17 protein-coding genes and 1 pseudogene are annotated in these 20,917 nt (G+C 42.8%); 5 read left to right on the top strand and 13 right to left on the bottom strand.

The features are described from left to right. The first annotated feature begins 69 nt into the window (after positions 1-69). A complete protein-coding gene (locus tag HP568_RS18845; protein ID WP_173629903.1) occupies positions 70-3,144 on the top strand; it encodes a hybrid sensor histidine kinase/response regulator in 3,075 nt (1,024 codons plus the stop codon). 17 nt (positions 3,145-3,161) lie between these two features. Here the strand turns inward: HP568_RS18845 and HP568_RS18840 are convergent, their stop codons facing one another. After that, positions 3,162-4,295 carry a response regulator gene (locus tag HP568_RS18840; RefSeq protein ID WP_254551344.1) on the bottom strand — a complete coding sequence of 378 codons (1,134 nt, stop codon included), beginning with the start codon at positions 4,293-4,295 and terminating at the stop codon, positions 3,162-3,164. Positions 4,296-4,396: 101 nt separating this feature from the next. After that, positions 4,397-4,774: a winged helix-turn-helix transcriptional regulator gene (locus HP568_RS18835; protein ID WP_048035439.1), complete on the bottom strand. Its 378-nt coding sequence runs from the start codon at positions 4,772-4,774 to the stop codon at positions 4,397-4,399. Positions 4,775-4,899: 125 nt separating this feature from the next. Here HP568_RS18835 and HP568_RS18830 point away from each other — a divergent pair, with 125 nt between their 5' ends. Next, positions 4,900-5,943, top strand: a complete 1,044-nt coding sequence (locus HP568_RS18830; protein WP_173629902.1) for a zinc-binding alcohol dehydrogenase family protein — start codon at positions 4,900-4,902, stop codon at positions 5,941-5,943. Positions 5,944-6,283: 340 nt separating this feature from the next. Next, complete coding sequence (locus HP568_RS18825) at positions 6,284-6,850, top strand: DUF4062 domain-containing protein (protein WP_173629901.1); 567 nt, start codon at positions 6,284-6,286, stop codon at positions 6,848-6,850. A gap of 104 nt (positions 6,851-6,954) precedes the next feature. Here HP568_RS18825 and HP568_RS18820 read toward each other — a convergent pair. The 5 genes and pseudogenes from HP568_RS18820 to HP568_RS18800 form a co-directional block, all read right to left on the bottom strand. Then, positions 6,955-7,119: pseudogene (locus HP568_RS18820) on the bottom strand (tetratricopeptide repeat protein); the annotation flags it as partial. Between the two features lie 101 nt (positions 7,120-7,220). Then, positions 7,221-9,905, bottom strand: a complete 2,685-nt coding sequence (locus tag HP568_RS18815; protein WP_173629900.1) for a DEAD/DEAH box helicase — start codon at positions 9,903-9,905, stop codon at positions 7,221-7,223. A 15-nt stretch (positions 9,906-9,920) separates the two neighbouring features. Further along, positions 9,921-11,516: a site-specific DNA-methyltransferase gene (locus HP568_RS18810; RefSeq protein ID WP_173629899.1), complete on the bottom strand. Its 1,596-nt coding sequence runs from the start codon at positions 11,514-11,516 to the stop codon at positions 9,921-9,923. Between the two features lie 694 nt (positions 11,517-12,210). Continuing rightward, positions 12,211-12,690, bottom strand: a complete 480-nt coding sequence (rlmH, locus tag HP568_RS18805) for a 23S rRNA (pseudouridine(1915)-N(3))-methyltransferase RlmH (protein WP_173629898.1) — start codon at positions 12,688-12,690, stop codon at positions 12,211-12,213. A gap of 4 nt (positions 12,691-12,694) precedes the next feature. Further along, positions 12,695-12,961, bottom strand: a complete 267-nt coding sequence (locus tag HP568_RS18800) for a CxxH/CxxC protein (protein ID WP_232773731.1) — start codon at positions 12,959-12,961, stop codon at positions 12,695-12,697. A gap of 65 nt (positions 12,962-13,026) precedes the next feature. Between HP568_RS18800 and HP568_RS18795 the strand changes: the two genes are divergently transcribed. Continuing rightward, positions 13,027-13,374, top strand: coding sequence for a hypothetical protein (locus HP568_RS18795; RefSeq protein ID WP_173629897.1), 348 nt, complete (start codon positions 13,027-13,029; stop codon positions 13,372-13,374). 141 nt (positions 13,375-13,515) lie between these two features. Here the strand turns inward: HP568_RS18795 and HP568_RS18790 are convergent, their stop codons facing one another. After that, entirely contained in the window at positions 13,516-14,751 is a 1,236-nt protein-coding gene (locus tag HP568_RS18790; protein WP_173629896.1) for a S1C family serine protease, read from the bottom strand. A gap of 281 nt (positions 14,752-15,032) precedes the next feature. Between HP568_RS18790 and HP568_RS18785 the strand changes: the two genes are divergently transcribed. Then, positions 15,033-15,269, top strand: a complete 237-nt coding sequence (locus HP568_RS18785; protein ID WP_048035460.1) for a hypothetical protein — start codon at positions 15,033-15,035, stop codon at positions 15,267-15,269. On the opposite strand, the gene HP568_RS18780 is transcribed toward HP568_RS18785, so the two are convergent. The 5 genes from HP568_RS18780 to yycF are packed head-to-tail and all read right to left on the bottom strand — an operon-like array spanning position 15,264 to position 20,765. Continuing rightward, the gene (locus HP568_RS18780; RefSeq protein WP_048035461.1) at positions 15,264-16,052 is read right to left on the bottom strand and encodes an MBL fold metallo-hydrolase; all 789 of its coding nucleotides are present in this window, start codon (positions 16,050-16,052) and stop codon (positions 15,264-15,266) included. The two genes, HP568_RS18785 and HP568_RS18780, sit on opposite strands and share 6 nt — an antisense overlap. Before the next feature lie 43 nt (positions 16,053-16,095). After that, the gene (locus HP568_RS18775) at positions 16,096-16,869 is read right to left on the bottom strand and encodes a two-component system regulatory protein YycI (protein ID WP_048035462.1); all 774 of its coding nucleotides are present in this window, start codon (positions 16,867-16,869) and stop codon (positions 16,096-16,098) included. Beyond that, positions 16,856-18,238 carry a YycH family regulatory protein gene (locus HP568_RS18770; protein ID WP_048035463.1) on the bottom strand — a complete coding sequence of 461 codons (1,383 nt, stop codon included), beginning with the start codon at positions 18,236-18,238 and terminating at the stop codon, positions 16,856-16,858. Before HP568_RS18770 ends, HP568_RS18775 begins: the two co-directional genes overlap by 14 nt. Beyond that, positions 18,235-20,058, bottom strand: a complete 1,824-nt coding sequence (gene walK / locus HP568_RS18765; RefSeq protein WP_048035464.1) for a cell wall metabolism sensor histidine kinase WalK — start codon at positions 20,056-20,058, stop codon at positions 18,235-18,237. The genes HP568_RS18770 and walK overlap by 4 nt, the downstream gene beginning before the upstream one ends. Then, the gene (gene yycF / locus HP568_RS18760) at positions 20,055-20,765 is read right to left on the bottom strand and encodes a response regulator YycF (protein ID WP_048035465.1); all 711 of its coding nucleotides are present in this window, start codon (positions 20,763-20,765) and stop codon (positions 20,055-20,057) included. The genes walK and yycF overlap by 4 nt, the downstream gene beginning before the upstream one ends. Positions 20,766-20,917 lie beyond the last annotated feature (152 nt).

The following is a 20,917-nucleotide window of genomic DNA, read 5'->3' as shown; positions in this document are numbered from 1 at the left end:
AAAATGATATTCTTTGGATCTGGGGCCTAACAATTTTCTTACTACTATTCATTGAGGGTAATCATTGAAATGAAAACAGTCGCCTGGAAATGGACGAAAATAATCGTTGTTGCTCTACTAGTGGTAACAGCCATTCGCTTACTCTGGATGAGTTTTCTTACCACCTTTGACTACGCTGAAAAACCAGTGGCTGTACAAGGCGTACTTGATTTGCGTGGATGGGAATTCTCGGGATACCAAACATTACGGTTGGATGGGGAGTGGGAGTTCTTCCCTTCTCAGTTCATAGAGGGAAACGGCCTGAAGAAACCTGAGGGACAGACATACCTCCAAGTGCCCAGTCGGTGGGATGAGACATTTGTTCATGAGCAGGGTATACCGGACTCCTTCCACTTCGGCACGTATCGACTACGCATCTTGCTTGATCCGGAACAGGAACAGACACTTGGGCTCAGGATCAATGAGCTTCGAACTGCCTCGGCCGTCTATGCCAATGGGAAATTAGTCGCCCAGGTGGGACAACCGGCAACCAGCCTCATAGAGCATCAGGCACGCAATATTCCCTATACTGTCAAACTGACACCAGAACAAGGCCAAGTAGAGTTGCTTATCCATGCTTCCAATGATGCCGGGGCAGGAGGAATCACAAAAACTATTCGCTTCGGTACGATAGAAGCTGTACAGATGCGGACGATCCTCTCCATCAGTTTGCAACTATTATTACTCGTCGTGTTTCTGATCCATAGTTTATATGCCTTGCTCCTGTACTTCTTGGGTGCCAGAAATAAAGGCTTGGTATATTTCTCTTTGGTCATGATTTGTGGAATATTGACTGTGGTAACAGCCGATGACAAGTTATTATTTGTCTGGTTGCAGTTCGACTATGATTGGACCGTTAAGTTGACATTTCTCGTCTATGTTGGTGCAGTCGCCTTCATACCTGCCTTGTTTCATCATCTGCTTCCTGCTTATCTGAACAGATGGATTTTAAAAGGTTTCGGTGGCTTGTGCAGCTTATACGCCATCTTCATCCTCCTTGTACCTGCTGGAACTATCTTAGCGGTGAGCAGAATGCTCTCTATCGTGATGCTCCTATCCGTCATTATTTCTGCCTACATACTCTGGAAAGCCATTCGGGACAAGGAAGACATTATATTTCTCCTGCTAGCTTGCTTGTATGTAGGGGTGAATGTGATCTGGACGATTGCTTATGCCATATTAGGCATAGAATTTGTTCACTACCCCTTCGATCTGATCTTTGCCGTACTTGCTTTTGCGGCATATTGGTTTAGACGATTTTTCCGGGCAACGACTGAGACGAAACATCTTGCTGAGAGATTACAGCAAGAGGATAAGCGCAAGGATGAATTTTTGGTAAATACTTCTCATGAACTGAGAAACCCATTACATGGCATCATCAATATCACACAATCGATTATCGAGGATACAAACACGCCCCTTCATGAAGAACACAAAAAGCGTCTGGATATTCTCCTGCATGTCAGCAGACGTCTGACGCTCATGCTAGATGATTTACTGGATGTAACCCGATTAAAGGAGAACACCATTCGCCTGCATGAGAAAAAATTAAACCTGCAGTCTATCTTCGCTGGTGTTTTCGATATGGCGAAGCTGATGCTGGACGGAAAACCGATTGCTTTAAAAGTGGAAATAGACGATTCGTTTCCTTCTGTTCGGGGAGATGAAAATCGGCTGATTCAAATTCTTTTTAATTTGGTGCATAATGCCATTAAATTTACAGATGAAGGAACCATCACGATTCGCGCGACAACGTCGAAAGGATTTGCGCATATCCACGTAGAGGATACTGGGGTTGGTATCGAGGAAAAGGCTCTGCAAACCATTTTTCAACCTTATGAACAAGCGGAACTGAATTCAATTAGAGCAAGTGGCGGATTCGGGCTTGGCTTACATATTTCCAAACAGTTGGTGGAGCTGCACGGCGGTACTCTATCGGTTCAGTCCACCCTGGGAAAAGGCTCTGCCTTTACTTTTACACTCCCACTAGCTACAGATTCTGTTCCAATAGAAGAAAGCAGCGCTCAGACATTGATGCAGACTTCACTAGAAATGGCCGCTGCAACGACTGATCGAATCACGACACCGACAGAAACGGTTTCTTCTATGAATAGAAAAGCAAAAATTATCGTTGTGGATGACGACAGTATTAACCTAAACATCCTTAGCAAAATGCTTGAATCAGATCAATATGAAGTAAGCACGGCAACCAGCGCTCAGCAAGCCCTGTCCATACTGGAACGTAAACCGGTGGATCTGGTCATCTCAGACGTCATGATGCCTCACGTATCCGGCTATGAACTAACACGCATCATCCGGGAACGATTCTCTGTTTTAGAACTGCCTGTCCTGCTCTTGACTGCGCGCAATCGTACCGAGGATATCATAGCCGGCTTTCAAGCAGGAGCGAACGACTATGTTAAGAAACCCGTCGATGCTTGGGAATTAAGGGCAAGAGTAAAAGCCTTAACAGAGTTTAAAATCTCCTTCGATGAACGTTTGCGTATGGAAGGAGCATGGTTACAATCACAAATCGAACCTCATTTTTTATTTAACGCATTAAATTCAATTGCCGCCTTGGGACTCCAGGACTTCACGAAAATGCAGGCACTGCTTGAAGAGTTTAGCAACTATTTGCGTTTGAGCTTCGACTTTCATAATTCTGAACCCGTTATCTCGCTTCACGATGAACTTGACCTTGTTCGATCTTATTTGTATATCGAGAAGCAACGATTTGGCGATCGATTGCAAGTGGAATGGGATCTGGACCCTGATCTCGATTTTTGTTTACCGCCCTTATCCATACAACCGCTAGTCGAAAATGCAATCAAACACGGCTTAATGCAACGCACAAGTGGGGGAACAGTCTGGATTCACATCAAAGACAAAGAGGAGTATTTCGAAGTTTCAATCGCAGACGATGGGGAAGGGATACCAGAGGAAGATCTGAATCAACTTTTCAGCCAAACCAGGCATGGCAAAAAAAGAGCAAGCGTAGGTCTGCGAAATATCGAACGGCGACTAAAACAACTATATAGCCAGGGATTAACGATTGATAGCTCACCTGACCAAGGTACGATCGTTACTTTCAGAATCCCAAAATAAGGAATAATCCACTTGGTTTATTCCTTATTTTTCTGCTTCCAAAGTTGATACCATTCTGTAATAGCCGGATTAGGCTGTTCTTGCAATTCGTTCCATAACACACTCGTTAATTGATCGTATTGCTTGTGAACCGAAGAGTGCCTTCCCATGTCAGCAAATATTTTCATAAGGAAAAAATAAGCTTCTTCCTCGAGCGGATAACGGTGACAAATGTCCAAACATAGCGTGATGGCTTTGTCCCATTCATCATTGGCGTAATACCAATCCACTACTTTCACGGCGGTTTGCACCCATTGCAGTTGTAATCTTTGACGCTCGCTTTCAGCCCATATGTAATTATGCTCTTGCAAATAATCTCCTTTACACAGAGCTATGGCTTGTTCATATTCACCAATCGTCTCCGCAGATAAGGATAAATCAGAGCGAAAAAAACGCTCAAACTGATCCACATCCAAGATGGTTTGTTCTAGTCTTACCTTATAGCCTTCTGATGTATTGCTGATTTGAAAATGTTTACTAAATGGCTCCAACGTTTTGCGAATATGATAGATAGCCGTATACAATTGATGATAGGCTTTTTCCGGTTCAAGCTCTGGCCAGAGCAACTCTATGATCGCCGTTTTATTAACCACCGTTCCCCTGTGTTGAACCAAATATAAGAACAACTGCTGCACCTTGGCAGTTCGCCAACGAAGTAGGATTTCCTGGCCTCCATCTACAATCGTTACTTGTTGAAACAGACTCATTTGTAAATTCTCCGATTTCTGAAGGGAGAAGGTCGTATGTTCTTCCATCATGGATTGAATTCGTTTCATTGTATTTTGCAGACGTTGCTTGCCAACTGGCTTTAAGACATAGTCAAGGGCGTTCAGCTCAAATGCTTTAATCGCATATCTCTCATATGCGGTGACGAAAACAATTTGTAATTGAGGTTTCACTTCCAAAAGCTGTTCGGCCAACTCGATACCGTTTAGCTTTGGTGTTTGAATATCCAAAAAGACAATATCAATCTCATTTTTTTCAATCTCTCGTTTGCCGATCATCGGGTCCGTAAACTTGCCAACAATTTGAAAATCGCCGATATTTAATAGCTGATGCTCCAAATAATTTAATGCTAGCTCTTCATCGTCGATTAAGATCGCTTTCATCATGTTCACCACTTTAATATTCTATCTATTTTTAAACTATTCCCTCCCTGAACATTTACTCAAACCTTCCCGCTCCACTACTTAGGTTGCTGCTCAACTTGCCTTTAACTCTCCTCCCCTTGTATCGTTGGATTTTCATTAAGCCGCACTTTATAAGACTCGCCCCATACTTTCATTGACATAATGACCGGTTCCAAAGTCCTTCCGAAATCAGTAAGGGAGTATTCCACTCTTGGAGGAACCTCTTTATATATTTCGCGATGAATGATGCCATCCCGTTCAAGCTCTCTTAACTGCAATGTAAGCATAAACTGCGTGATTCCCGGATTGAGGCGTCTGAATTCATTGAATCTTTTTGTTCCGTTCAGGAGCTGATAGAGAATGATCCCCTTCCACTTTCCACCAATCACATCCAGCGTTGTTTCAACTGGACATGCTTGCATATCTGGACTCGCTCCATATTTCTTTCTTCGGTCTCCCATCAGCTTATCCCCCAATGGTTTGATTTTTAATACTATACCATAAAAATATGCGTACTTACTTAAAGTAATTGAATCGATTTACAATGCAACTGTACAACATTTCCTATTTGAGAGGATGAATACCCATGAATACTCACCAAAAGATGAAAGCTGTCGGTGCTTACCGATACCTCCCCATATCCAATCCGGAAAGCCTTATTGATCTGCACTTGGATAAACCGGAACCTACAGGCCGTGATTTGCTTGTAAGTGTGAAAGCAATCTCCGTCAACCCTGCAGACGTAGGCGTCCGCGAAAGCCATAACTACGAAGCCGATTCACCGAAAATTCTTGGTTGGGATGCCGCTGGAATCGTAGAACAAGTTGGTCCTGACTGCCAAATGTTTAAACCTGGGGACAATGTCTATTATGCAGGCAGTGTGTCTCGACCTGGCAGTAACAGTGAATTTCACTTAGTTGATGAACGAATTGTGGGAAATATGCCAAGAAGCTTGGATTTCGCCGCCGCGGCCGCATTACCGCTCACCTCGATAACTGCATGGGAGGGCCTTTTTGATCGTCTAGGAATTAACGTAAATACAGGTGAAAACAAGAACATACTGATTATCGGTGCAGCCGGAGGAGTAGGATCGATTGCTATTCAACTTGCAAAATTAGCAGGTTTGACCGTCATCGGTACTGCTTCACGTCCAGAGTCAATTCAATGGGCTAAAGGTCTCGGCGCAGATTTTATCATAAACCACAACACCCCTTTTCTCCCTCAACTCAAGGAAGTTGGTATTGACGCCGTCGATTATATCCTTTGCTTGAATGATACGGTTCAACATCTTGAAAATATGGCGGAAGTCATTGTCCCCCAAGGTAAAATTTGCTCTATCGTTCCTACAAATAAAACGACTTGGGCAGGGAGCTTGAAAATGGACTTGCTATTTTCTAAAAGTGTAACGTTTGTATGGGAGTTCATGTTTACACGATCCTTGTTTCATACCAATGACATGATCAAACAACACGAATTGTTGAATAAACTGGCGGACTTAATCGATGATGGAAAAATAAAAACTACGCTGACTGAACGACTCGAGCCTATCAATGCAGCAAACCTACGTTTCGCCCATGAGAAGCTGGAATCTGGACGGACCATTGGGAAAATTGTTTTAGAGAGCTTCTGATACTACGAAGACAAAGTAGGCACCAATAAACAACTCTAAGGCCCCTTGCTACTATCGGGCCTTTTTCGTTCAACGATATGTGCTGGCGAGACAAATTCTCCCCAAACTCTGTAAAAACTTGCCTTTACCTTGTGATAAGGCTCAGCTTGACGGGGCTATCAGCGAAAATTTGGTCACGCGCTTGGCTATTTGCCGCCAATGCTTCGGTGTTATTCATAAAAATCCAGGTGAGAGAACTGGACAATCACTTGCTTGTCGCATGAAAACACAGTCAATTTTGACAAATAAAGTGAGTGAGTGGTAGATTCTTTTTATACAATTCTTTCATTTGGGTGGGCCTATGAGAAAAAAATTACAAATTTACATATCGTCTACTTTCAACGATCTTATTGAAGAAAGACATACCGCTGTTGAAGCCGTACTTCAAGCCGGTCATATCCCTGCTGGAATCGAGCAATTTTTCAAGGAAAGTCCTATGAAAATTAGGAAGAGATGGATCGACGAGTCCGATGTATATATCCTGATTCTCGGAGGATTCTATGGTTTAACGCTTCCTGATGAATCCAAGAGCTATACGCATTGGGAATATGAGTATGCCGGAGAAGCAGGCAAACCTAGATTTGCTTTTGTTGTCACAGATGAAGCATTAAGACAAAAGCCATACGACTTCGCAGCAATAGAATACTATCAGAAGTTTCTAGAGTTTAAGCAATCGGTCATGGAACAAATCCCTATCTATTATGTTGAAGATGTACGGCACATTAAAATGGTACTTCGTGATCTATTGCCGGAGTATGCAGCAAGAGACGATTTATATGGCTGGGTTTCCGGCAAGGATGTCCCGGACGTTCAAAAGCTATTGGAAGAGAATGCAAGATTAAAGGCGGAGTTGGAGAAAAAGAAATGAAAGAGGGGCTGGCACAACCAGCCCCTTTCTTCCGTCTTCCCCGCCAGCTTAGACTTCCCTAACTCCGCGGGAACCTTTATCCCTATTGTTCTAATCCCGGAACTTCAAATCTCTATTTTTGTCTCCAGAAACTCAAGGTACTTTGGGTCATCTTCCATAAAGATCGCAATCCCGGCACCCATATAAGCCCGGGCCAGCTCGTCTGCCGCTTTATCAAGGTTTTCCTGTTCGTAATACAATTGCCCTAACCGAAGATGAACGTAGGGATTCCAGTAGTGTTTCAATTTGTGTAATTAATAGTATAAAAAAAGAACTTCACTATGGAAGTTCTTTTTAACAAAAAGCAATATTTCCTTTTTAAATATCTATTTTATAATCCTTTAAATATCTCTATAAATTTATCAAAATGATAAGCACCTTCAAGTTTTAGATCTTTATGTTCAAACACCATATAGTAACGATATAGGTTACCTGCTTGATGTTGCCATGATCGTCCTAGTTTAACTTTTCTCTTACTCTCAGTATTTTCTAAATGGTCCCCTTTAGTTTCAACTAATATTATTTTTCCACTTTTAGTCATTAAAATAAAATCTGGATAGTGATTTAGGTAACCGTTGATATTAAAGCCTCTTCTATCAATATTACGGTGCCACCATTTTACATTATCTAGAGCAACTAATTCATTTATTACCTTGTATTCAAAATTATTCACATTTTCTTCTTCTTTATATAAAGATTTGGGTATTGTAGAAATAGTCTTTATCGGAGCAATTTCTTCCTTAAATATGTAATTACCTTTACAAACTATACTACCTTGTTCAATAAGTTGATCAAAATTTTGTTCCAGGTAGTCTTCTTCGAATTTTTTTATCTTCTTTTTAATCTTATCAGCATATGAGTGGACAAAGTTTTCTAAGTTATCTATTTGATCCTTCGTCATATTTTCAATCACTCTATTGATATATGTTCTTAATTCCTTATCATCAACAGTATCTAACTTGTTTATCTGTTTATAGATTATATCTTCGCAGTTTCTCACTTTACTTTCCAGAGGTAATTTTGAAAAATACTCCTTAAAGTAAAAGCTGTCAGCTTTTGATAACTTTGAATATTTAGGTGTAGTTTCTCCTGAACCTTCAATATCTACTTTAACCAGATCATTTTCCAATGTATCAAAATCAATAGCGGTATCTTTATCTTTTAGCGAAAATCCATCAGCAAGTCTTTCTTTTGTAAGAAGTGATAATCCATCTTCTATAAACAGACTTGGCTCTGATTGGATAAAGAATTGAGGAAGATTAATATCCTTTATATCTTTTTTATACTTTTCTTCGATAGTAAAATATTTCATTTTATTCCTAATTTCCGGTGGTTGAATAAAATTATCATTTGTCTCAAATTCATCTATCCTTTTAGAATATTCTTTGCTTTCTACCATTGCAGAAGCAAACATACTGCTAATCTCATCTTCTAATGAATCTCTATCGTTTGTCTTTCTATCGTTTGTCTTTCTATCCTCTAGCATTTTCTTAACTTCATTAAAATCAATATCAAAAAAATCACCTATGGAATCAGAATCCTTTTCTTGTTTTTCCTGAACTTGGGATAACCTGCTTTCTTTAATAACTTTACTATTAAAAAAATCTGTTTGGATAGACTTTTCTTCTTGATTAATATCTTTATACTCACTTTCAGGAGCCCTATAATCATTTTTACTAAATCCAGCTCTGTTTAATCCAGTAACTATATTATCCAAGGTATCTCTGAAATTATTTGAGGAAGATAGTACATAAGACATATTCAGAAAAGGATTCTCAGTCTTTTTTGCATATGGTTGTCTTAAAATTCTTCCTAAAATCTGTTCAACGTCAACTTGGGAGCTTTTATTAGCTAAAGTAGCTAATACATAGGCAAAAGGACAATCCCAGCCCTCTTTTAGTGCATTTATAGTAATAATATATCTTATCGAGCAGTCTGAACTTAATAGATCAACACCTTTTAATTCGTTGATCTCTGAGGTCTTTATTGCAACATGCTCTGATGGAATTCCAATGTTAATAAGTTCTTCTTTTAACTTTTCAAAAGTCTCATTATTTTCATTTCCTTTAGGTTGAGCTTGAAATAATACAATTGGTCGTATATATTTTCCTGTCTTGGGTTGTTCCTCTAATGCCTGTACTTCTAATTTATTTCTAAGATCAATTGCATCTAATATTACATCTCTATGGTTATTTCTGTTGTAAACAATTACTGGTAATTTAACCATGTTCTCTTTTTTAAGTTCGATGGCATCCACATATGAAATAATATTACTATCTTTTTTAGGAGTTGCTGTCAAGTCTAGAACAAATGAAGGGTTTAAATTAACAAGCATCTCTATACTTAGGTCTGTAGTCGCATTGTGACTTTCATCAACTATGATGACTGGAGATAATTGATTAATTACTTGGATAAGAGCTGTATCATCAATTCCTTTAACTAAAGTTTCAGGTGAACTATAAAATTTAGTAAATTGATTTAGATTCCCATTCTCTTGATAAATTTTCCTGTCTTCTTTTTTACGACTTCTTAATGTATCATAACTCAAGATAAAGATGCTAAGCTGTTCACTAACAGCAGTAGGATTAAAATTTTGTCCATTTAATAGTTGCTCTTTAGTATAAACCTCTACCCTACCATTAAAGTCAACATCTAACTTTTGTCTATATGGGTGTTCCGGATCACTCAGATTTTTGATTGTTTGTTCCAATATTGAATTAGAGGGTACTAGCCATACTACAGCCTTAGTTTTTGTAAAAACCATAGCTTCAAAAATAGGCTTTATTGAGCTACTAGCTATAAAAGTCTTCCCTCCACCTGTAGGTACTTTAAAACAGATATGAGGAGTGTTTTTTATATTATTTTTATAAGGTTCTACACCGCCATGACCTACAGGAACATCTTGTTCATTCCAAAAAGCGTTATAAGCTAATTGTGTGCTATTCGTTTCATTCATTAACTCTAAAAAACGGGTTAGCTGTTTTATTACCTTTTTTTGATATGACTTAAGTTCCATAATATCAATCCCCCTTTATATCCTTGCAATATCGCGCGGTATCTTTTTGAATACAATATTAAACTTCTCTAATTCATCTTTACTTAATAAATTGGTATCCGCATAAATGACATAACTTTCTGCTGAAACAGTAATAGTTGAAAGGAACTTATAATCTAATGTTGTAGATTCATCCTTTTTATAATAAAAATAATAAGCCCTACCATTTTTTTCACCTAAATAATATTCATTTCCCATGTCTTCACTTAAATTTAATGTCTTATTAGTTTCAGTGTAAAAAACATACTCTCGTATTTTCTTAACTTCTACATTTTCATTTAAATATTGATTTTCAATTAAAAGAGGCTCACCTAAACTATAAAAATTAAAGTCTCCACCCGTAGCTTCTACATTGGAGTATCCGTCTATAACACGTTTTACCCTTTCAGCAGTAATCGTATCAGCATAGTCTTCCATTTCTACAAGAATAAATTTACGATTACCACCATCTTTTTTATTTAAATTTAATACTGCATGAGCTGTTGTACCTGTTCCAGCGAAAGAATCTAGTATAATATCGTTATTATCCTTTGAAGTTGCAATTCTTATTATTCTTTCAATTAATTGCGTTGGTTTTGGAGTTTCAAACTTCGTACCTTTTCCTAGTATTGAATAAATTTCCTTTTTTGCAGAATCAGTGTTTCCTACTTCCTCATGAGGCCACCATGTCCATGGTACTACCCCATCTACTTCGGATAAGTACCTAATTGTATTAGGTTGAGAATTATTGTTCTTACCAAAATAAATTCTTCCTTCTTTTAATAGGTCTTTAAAGGTGCTTTCAACAATACTCCAACATCTTCCCTCAGGTGGGTAAAAGACTTTTCCTCCCGGAGCAGTAATAGGATAAAATTGATCTTTTGTTGCATGTCCAGCTTGAGCAGTCATTGGTATAGGTCTCCATCGCCCTTTTGGATCATTATTAGGATTTTTATAAACTTTTGCCTGTTTTTCATTCATTTCTATTAAATTTCTAGTTTCTTTAAAAACCTTTTTATCTTTTGCATAAACAAGAATATATTCATGCACATCTCCAATTGCCTCTCTATTTTCTCGGGAATATCGTTTTTGCCAAGCAATTGTAGAAACGTAGCAGTTCGAACCAAAAATTTCGTCACAAATTAGCTTCAGATTTGAATATTCATTGTCATCTATTGAAATAAAAATTACTCCATTTTGGGGGTGAAGTAGTTTATTGAGCAACTTTAATCTAGGATAAATCATACATAGCCATTTGTCGTGCCGAGATAAATCTTCTCCTTCTTTACCAACAACATCTCCTAACCACTTTTTAATCTTAGGATGGTTCACGTTGTCATTATAAACCCATTTTTCATTACCAGTATTGTATGGTGGATCAATGTAAATACATTTGATCTTCCCCATATAAAGTGGCAGTAATGACTTTAATGCCTCCAAGTTATCCCCACGTATTATTTTATTTCCACTAGTGCTCTCCCCATCTTTAACGCCATCTTCACTGTAGCTATATTCATTCTCAAGTACTTTAAAAGGTACTTCCTGATGATGGTTTATGACCTTATCTTTTCCTATCCATTCAAGTGTTGGCATATTAAAAATCTCCTAATCTCTTCTTTATATTCAACATATTTTTTATTTTTTTCAAAAATATTTTTTCACTAATCGATACAGTGCTACAGTATCAGAACTTGTCCTATTAACACATTATTTATTTTATCACAATCAATTACCAAATAAATGGACTTCAGAAATGAAAAATGGATTAATCAAAATGAGGTGAAACTATTATATTGATAGTTGTAAAGATATAAAAAATTAAAATAGAAACATCGCCTTACGGTGAAATAAAGGGGAGGAATATATCCCCTTCTAAATTTGAATTTTACATGGAACTAGTTTTAACGATCCAGAGTTACGTTTTAAGTGTACTGTAGTTGATAGTCACAGCGTAGATCTGAAACATGCCATGATTCAGATTCTGCATCAGACTTCTGTAAATTTTCCCCAATTACTTAAACACTGGATTAGTTACTGGGAAGAATACTGGATTTTTCTAAACCATAAGAAAAACAAACTACCTGATAGATTACACACTCTAGAGCAAGTTTTGAATCATTCAATTTCTGGATTTTTTAGAGAAGTACAAGCGATAGAGTCTAAAGAATCGGTGCTAAAGACAAGCTCTCTTTGAACTGTCTTCTCAATACAGCTTAACTAGAATATTTATGCCTAAATTTCCTTAGTTTATCCATATGTACTGTAAATTCAATTTTTCTGTTTACCATCACTTATGATAAGGCTCCCCCCGACTAATCCGAAACCCCCGATAAACCTGCTCCAGCAGCACCAACCGCACCAACTGATGAGGAAACGTCATCTTCGAAAACGACAGCAACGTATCCGCCCGCTTCAACACCTGATCAGCCAACCCCAGCGACCCGCCAATCACAAACGCCACCTGACTACGCCCATGCAAAGCCAGCTTGTCCATCTCCGCAGACAGCTTCTCCGACGACCACATCTGCCCATCAATCGCCAGCGCAATTACATACTGATCCTGCTTGATCTGCGCCAGGATGCGCTCGCCTTCCTTGCGCTTCACCTGCTCCATCTCCGCCGCGCTCATCTCTTCCGGCGCCTTTTCATCATTGACCTCGATCACTTGCAGCTTGCAATAAGCAGATAGACGCTTGCTGTATTCATCAATGCCCTCACGCAAATATTTCTCCTTCAGCTTCCCTACTGTAATAATCGAAATTTGCATGATCCTACATTCCCTTCTCTTTCAAAAGCGCAATCTGCCCAGGCTCTCCACATTCCCGGCAACGCTTGTCTACTCCATCGCCCTCAATCGCCTGTGCCGCATACGTATCCGGCGCCGCCTCAAAATCATTTACGTAATCATCCAACTCCTGCTCCAAATGCTCCATGCAAGCAAACCGCACCGGATATTCCGCCAACAGCTCAACTTCTTTGCCTTCTATTTGTAAGCTTTTCATCTTCATGTCCATATCGAATGCCTCTTTTCCGTTCAATAATGTCGCTTCCTATTCTACCCCAGAACCGCAACAAAACAAATGAATCCGCCAAAAAGACATCGATGAGTTTACAATCATACGCCTTTGTATTTTATAGCTTTTGTTTTTTAACTTCCGACGGACAATTAAAAGCTGTAGAGAGAAAAAAGAAGAAAAAAGCGAAAGTCTTTGGGATACCAACCGAAGCGCAATGGAAAAAAAGAAACCTGCCTTTAGCGTCCACCTCTGATACACTGCGTAGCTGCGCGACTTTGGACGCGGGTTTCTTTTTTTACATGGAGCTGGGCAGAACCGCCTCCCAGCAGGTATCCCAAGAACTTGAGCGTTTTCTTCTTTTTTCTCTCCTCCACCTAAAGCTCAACGACCAACGAACAAAAAAAGAGAGCGCCGTATCAGCTCGGCGCTCTTAAGAAGGGATCTATTAAAAAATAGATAGAGGGGGGAACTTCAGATACTGCATATATGCAAACGGGATAAAATGCATCCCGGAATTGCCCGTCAAAGTTTGTTTCCTTCACTGCCTGCCTTCAAAACGGCTTGGTCAATGCTTCTTACTGCTGTGGCGGAGCGGTCAGCTTCACTTTGGCAGTCTTCTGGATACCATCACGATAGTACGTAACGTTCATCGTATCGCCCGGCTTTTTGCTCATCGTCAAGTACTTGCGTAGCTGAGCACTGTTGGAAATGTCCTTGTTATCCAGCTTGACGATGACATCGAATTGTCTCAAGCCTGCTTCACCCGCAGGAGAGAATTTGCCTACCTCTGTTTGCACGACGACGCCGGCTTTCACATTGTCAGGCAGATTCAAGGTTTCTTTCCATTCGTAGCGAGGCACATTGGCCAAGTCGAGTGGCTGCACACCGAGGTAAGAACGTTCCAGTGTTCCTTTTTCCATCAACTGGTCCACGATCACTTTGACATCATTGATCGGGAGGGCAAAACCTAATCCTTCTACCCCTGCTTTGGAAATTTTCAAGGTGTTAATTCCGATGACCTGACCCTCGATGTTCACGAGGGCACCACCGCTGTTACCAGGGTTGATCGCTGCGTCTGTTTGAATGACATCCAGCTCCCAGTCGTCCTGGCCATCTTCGTTAAAGTCCATTGGCATGGAGCGTTCTTTGGAACTGATGATGCCTTGTGTGACGGTCCGGGAGAATTGCATGCCCAGCGGATTCCCGATGGCAATGGCCGGTTCGCCCACCTGTAAGGTAGAGGAATCACCAAACTCAGCAACGTCCGTAACCTTGGCAGCGTCGATTTCCAGTACCGCCAGATCGGTATAACCATCGGCTCCGACCACTTTTGCCGGTACTTTTTCACCTGTTGGCAGGGCGACCTCTAGTTTTTGCGCCTTATCGATTACGTGGTAGTTGGTAACGATGTAGGCTTTTCCGCCTTTTTTCTCAAAGATGACACCAGAGCCTTGGCCCTGCTCTACATCCATCGAGTTCTGCATCCAACTGTTTCTGCGCTGACCGATGTTGATTACACCAACAATCGCATTCTCCACTTTTTTCACCGCATCTACTGTACCAGAGCCGACACTTACAGATACTGGCTTGGCAAACAGGTTAGAAGAAGAAGAGGCATTGCTGCTTAGCGCATTTTCTGTTCCAGGCTTAACCATATTAATATATCCCGCATTGGAGAGAGTCGGCAGCGTGAGCAGGACGACCATCCCCCCAATTACCGCGGACGTTACCGACGTCACGACCATACGTCCAATACTTGAACCGCGTTGTTTCTTTCGCTCCACGTGAGTCAAATCATCATAAAACCCCATGATTCATACTCTCCTTTCTATCTTCTACCATTACTAGCTTTGCAGGTTTTTCATGCTCGTATACACAATGACATGCTCCATATTTGGTTTGCATGATTAATTTCGTTGATGTCTGTTTCCTTTTGACACCCTTAGTATACGACCCGCTTTCGGCAAAATGGCGTGAGAATTATGGAAAGGTTGTGGAATAGAAAAAAGCTCCCGGAATATTTCTCCGAGAGCACGGATATGATAGATTAAGAGCTTTTTCCTGCCAGACCAAATAGAAAGGATTGATAGACTTGAAAGAAGTCCATCTCATCGCCAAACTGGCTGACCTTCAGGAAGTAGACTACCACAATACGCTTGTCCTGCATGCCTTGATCGAGCTGCTCGTAGCCAAAGGACTGCTGACACATGACGAGCTGACTTCGAAAGTGAATGAGCTCGATACACAGTTAACTTTCCATATCGATACGTACGCGAAGCTCACAGAGCGCATCACCAGTCGTCAAGCGGGGATCAAACCGATCTTATAGCTCTTCCAGCTTGGTAGGTCGATCCGGGTACGTATCACGCAGATGCACATCGTTACCAACAGACAGCCCCCGCTCCTCCAGGATGTTTTTGACCGTCAGTCGGGCCAAATCAATCATGTTGTTTTCCTTACTCAAGTGGGCGAGGTATACACGTTCTGCCCCACCTGTTAGACAATCGAGCAAAGCATCGCCCGCCGCTTCATTGGACAAGTGCCCGACATCACTCAAGATACGTCGCTTGATGCTCCAAGGATACTGGGACATGCGCAGCAGCTCAACGTCATGATTGGACTCGAACACATACGCATCTGCTCCACGAATCGTCTCCTTGATCCGATCGCTGACATACCCCAAATCTGTCGCGACACTGAGCTTTTTCTTGCCATGATAAAAACAGAAGCCCATCGGCTCGGCGGCATCGTGCGAGATTCCGAATGACTCGATGCCCAAATCCTCCAACTCTTTCTTTTCCCCCACAGAAAAGAAGCGTCGCTGATCTTCCTTGATCGTCCCGATTTGCCCATCCAGCTCCGACCACGTCTTATCATTGGCGTAAATCGGCAATCCATATCGTCTCGCCATGACGCCGACTCCTTTAATGTGGTCGACGTGCTCATGGGTAACGAGGATAGCGCTGAGCTCTGCTGGATTGACACCAATGGTCTCCAGTGCCGCTTCTGCCTGCTTTCCTGTAATGCCTACATCGATCAATACGGAAACACGGTCTGTCGCCACGTAAATGGCGTTGCCCGTACTCCCGCTTGCCAACACACTAAATCTCACCGAACATCCCTCTTCCCGTATCTTTCCCAGGTTGTCTATCTATTCAGCGCTGCGTTACCATCGGACGCTCCAGAGCCCCTGTAATCGCGTTGACAAAATGCCATTTGCCATCGTGAACCACGCGCCATACAGGCACCAGCGTCTGAATATCCGCATCGTAAGAACCGTAATAACCCAGGCTGACATTCTCAATCCGTTCCCCTGGTGAAATGATTTGCTTGTCCACCAGAGAGCGTAGTGCCGCATAACCAGAGATCACCTGTCGTTCCCCCTGCTGCTTGCGAAGGTGGAAAAAGGTTTGCCTGTATCCGAGTATCGTTCCATTGTCCAAATACATTTCCAACGGCGCGACGAATACTGGCATTTTATCATAGACCTGCCAATACAAGAGGCGCGCTTGATTCGATTGATACGGATCGGCCACGTATTGATCGGAATAAACCAGCCTCGGACCAATTTGACGCAAGAGCTCCTGAGGATTCAGTTGACCACGAATCTGCATTGGTGGGTCCAGCTTGGCAGCCAGCGCCATCTTTTCTACCGTCGCCTGAAGTCCTGATATCTCATGCAAGGAAATCGGATTAATTCCGATATACTCCGCATCCAAATTGGACATTTCCGGTGTATCCTGCGGCACTTCTGTATCCAATGTGATATTTTGCTGATTCAAGTACAGCTCTGTATTCCATTTCTCGCTCTGCGCGACTTCCTTGTCATTCCACAGGCTAATGCGCGTCACATACACCTGATACAGGAGAAATAAATCGAGGAGAAGAAAGGCCCAGATCAGAATCGTTTTCGTCCTACTCCAATCCATGCGCTTTCCCTCCTCCCTGCTTGGTGTGCGCAGAAATATACAGGTTCGCCTGATTCGCCAATTCCACAACCCAGATTGGCATCAGGTCCACGTATCCTTCACCTACTTTGGTATGGTAAGCCAAATAAGCGTTCGTGATTTTTTCTGTGTCCGCCAGCTTTTTGTCGCGGATATATTGATACAGCTCCGGACCAGACATAACCGTCCACTCTTTGTTATCGATATACTTGTCCAAATCCAGCAGCGATCGGCTCATCGTCACAACCTGGCCTGCCTCTGAAGTAATTTGGATCGTATCGATCTGCTTGGCCTCCCCTTCGCTGATCAAGGGATACGCCCCCAAGTACTGGCGGAACGTGATCAAGTCCTTTTCATTGTAGCTCTTTTTGATTCGTTCAAAATGGTACTCATCCAGCCAGCCTAAGTGTTGATTCATGAAGGTAACGGCACTCTGCACTTTTTCTTCATCAGACAGCTCCTGATCCCGCTGTTGGTACGCCGGATCAGTAAACGTGAACGCCTGCTGCTCTGACCTCAATTGAATCGATCTGCTGCCATCTGTAAAAATAACCGTTTTGTCCCGCTCCATGATCTGTCTGACGAGCGATTGATCGATAAAGTAGGACTCGATCAATCTTTCATTTGTAACAGGTACGTAGCTGTAGCGGAATTGCTGCATGCGCATCTGATTCTTGGGCAAATAGTACGTGCTCCACGTGAGCGCAGGTCCTTCCAAATCAACGAAGCTTCGCTCTGGTTTGACGATTTTCATGATTTGCTCAGGCATTAAATCACCAGAAGCCAAATACGATTCTCGCAAATCCTTTGGGCTGATCGATGTTCGAGAACGCATCATTCGACCTTCCTCAGTCGACAAAAATAACGCGTAGACGACATCCTCGTCCTTTTCGTAGTACAACCACAATCGGTCAATCCCTTTCATTCGGTTGTCAAACTCATCCCGAAAGGTTACCAGCCGACCTACAATTGACAAGGGAACCGTGCTCCGAAAGCGCACTTCCAAACCCATCTTTTCCCGGGCAATATCTTCCCATTTCTCATTGGAGATGGTGAGCGGAGAAAAATCGAGAAAGATCCATTTCGACATTTCTCGCACGATCAAACTGTAAGGAGCATCGGTCGCGGATGCTTTCGTGTGGCGATCTTCCCCATAATGAAAAACAACGGATTCCGGGGTAACGAGCTGTTCGAGTTGTTTTTCCTGAACTGGCTTTGACTGCGTGTACTCTGCCGGTTCAATAAATTGAAGGTTAGGTTGATTCGACCACAACATCGCTGTCAAAACAAAGCTGGCAAGCACTAGCAAATTGAGTAAGACGGTCTTGGCAGGCTCTAGCATCCGCTTCATCCCGTTTTTCCTCCTTGGGCAAATGGCACCCAGAACGTGACTGTCGTTCCCACGTTCCATTCGCTTGTAATCTCGATATCTGCACCGTGTGCCTGTACTAATTCACGGGCAATCGCCAATCCCAGACCTGTTCCACCCTGACCGCGCGAACGCGCCTTGTCTACGCGGTAGAAGCGCTCAAAGATTCGCTTCAAATCGCGGCTGGGAATACCGATTCCTGTGTCGGTGATGGAGATTTGTACCCGCTTTTGCTTGTGGTTCTCTTTTGCCATGAGAACCACAGTGCCTCCTTGAGGCGTATACTTGATCGCATTGGACAAAAGATTATCCAACACTTGATTGATTGCATCCAAATCAATATAAACCGGCGGAAGCTTGCTCGGCATATCCAGACTGAGCTGAACCTCCTGTTGCTCACTGAACATGGAAAAACGATCGGCAGCATAGCGAAGCAATCGATTGATGTCCGCTTCCTTGCAATGCAGACGAACCCCCTGCGAATCAAAACGCGATAGCTGCAACAAATCGTTTACCAAGCGAATCATGCGTTCTGTCTCCGACGACGTAACCTTCAAGAACCGTTGGGACAGCTCTGGCTCTTCCACTGCGCCATCCAGCAGCGCTTCCACGTAGCTTTTAATGGTCGTCAGTGGTGTTCGCAGCTCATGTGATACATTCGCCACGAATTCGCGGCGCTGCTGCTCCAGTCGCTGCTGCTCCGTCACATCAGCCACGACAGCAATGATCCCGCCCATTTTTTTGCTATCGTGCTGCAAAGGAGTAAACGTCACACGCAGGATCACTTCTTCCTTATTCGGCAGCGTCATCTCAATGAAAAGTGGCTCTTCCTGCGCATAGAGCGACATCTCATCTTCTGGCGGCAGGCCCAACAGATCATACAAGGTGCGTCTCTTGAGAAGGACGTCAGCCATCGTCACCTGTAACATATCTTCTGCTGCCCGATTAAATAGGATGATCTGTCCATTCCGGTTAGCGGCAATAACACCGTCCGTCATGTTGCTCAAAATTCCCGCGAGCTTCTCACGCTCTTCCTCTTGCTGCAAAATCGCTTCCTGCAAACGCAAGGTCATATGATTAAAAGCCATACCGAGCTGGCCAATTTCATCATCGCTATAGACACGTACACTACTGTTAAAATCCCCGTCTGCCACCAATCGTGCCTGACGGGTCATCTCCTTCACAGGCTTGGTGATGGTACGGGCCAGCACGACCCCGAGCACCGCCGTAATGACCATTGCGATCATCGTACCTGTCCCCAAGATGCCGTTCATTTTACCAATCGTCGCATAAGTGCCTTCCATCGAAGCAATCATGTAGACCGCACCGTATACGATCTGGTCGCCCTTAACAGGTAGCGCCAATACTTTTACCCGCGCCCCCGTCTTCGGGTCGATCCGCATCGATTCACTGCGCGTCCCGAGCAAGGCAACCGTCACTTCAGGCTGCGAGGTCCGCTGTCCAATTGTATTTTTGTCCTCCGTCGTCGCAACCACGGTTCTTGTCTGGTCAATGACCTGCACATTCGCTCCGTTGATTTTTACCAGGTTGTTGATCAGGTTGTCGATGTCCTGGCGGTTTTGTTCGGCGTTGGATTCCTTCCCGTCATGCGGACGCAAATCGCTTTCCAGCAAACTCGCTAACAAACTAGCTTGTCCATTCAATGCCTCGGAAAAGTTGTTGATGTAGTAGCTCTCGACTTCCCGGGCAAAATAGGCGCTAATAAATTGCATCGCAAGCAAAATCAACAGCATGTAAATGATGACCATTTTCCACTGAACGGTTTTGAACAGCCGCCTCATCCAGGCTGGCCTCCCATGCCGGGATTGCGTAATGTATAGCCCAAACCACGCCGCGTAATAATGTACTTCGGCTGGCTAGGATCATCCTCTATTTTTTCTCGCAAACGACGGATGGTCACATCTACCGTTCGCACATCGCCAAAATAGTCAAATCCCCAGACCGACTGCAGGAGATGCTCTCGCGTCAATACTTGTCCCTGATGGCGAGCGAGGTACACCAGCAGCTCAAACTCACGGTGCGTCAGCTCTAATGCTTCTCCCACCTTTTCGACGGTATACGAGTGCAAATCGATTTCCAGCTCATGCACGCGCAGTACATGCTGGCTATCCTTCTCTTCCACTTTCGAGCGGTTACGGCGCAAATGGGCCTTTACACGGGCTACCAGCTCCCGCGTACTAAATGGCTTCGTCACGTAATCGTCCGCACCCAATTCCAGCCCGAGTACTTTATCCAGTTCAGAGTCTTTGGCAGTCAGCATGATGATCGGAACATCATACGTTTGACGAACGGTTCGGCATACGTCCATCCCGTCTCTGCCTGGAAGCATAACATCCAGTAAAATCAGATCCGGTCGCTCATCCTTAACCACGACAAGTGCCTCATCACCATCGTAGGCGCATACGACCTGATACCCTTCTTTTTCAAACGTGAATTTCAAAATATCTGCAATCGGTTTTTCATCGTCAACTACGAGGAGTTTTGCCATCCTGCGCCCTCCTTTTTCCAAAAATAGTTCATTCAAAAAGTCGGCTTTTCAGCACCGAGAAAATGGCGAGAACCTCAAAAGACGACTTTTTGAACTTCCTGATCAAGGATTCCACTTTGACTGTCACTATTCCTCTACAATACACCATGTAC

This window comes from Brevibacillus sp. MS2.2 (assembly GCF_013284345.1).
Taxonomy (GTDB): domain Bacteria; phylum Bacillota; class Bacilli; order Brevibacillales; family Brevibacillaceae; genus Brevibacillus; species Brevibacillus brevis_C.
The sequence above is the reverse complement of the archived record's forward strand: the minus strand, read 5'-3'. Positions and strand labels throughout refer to the sequence as shown.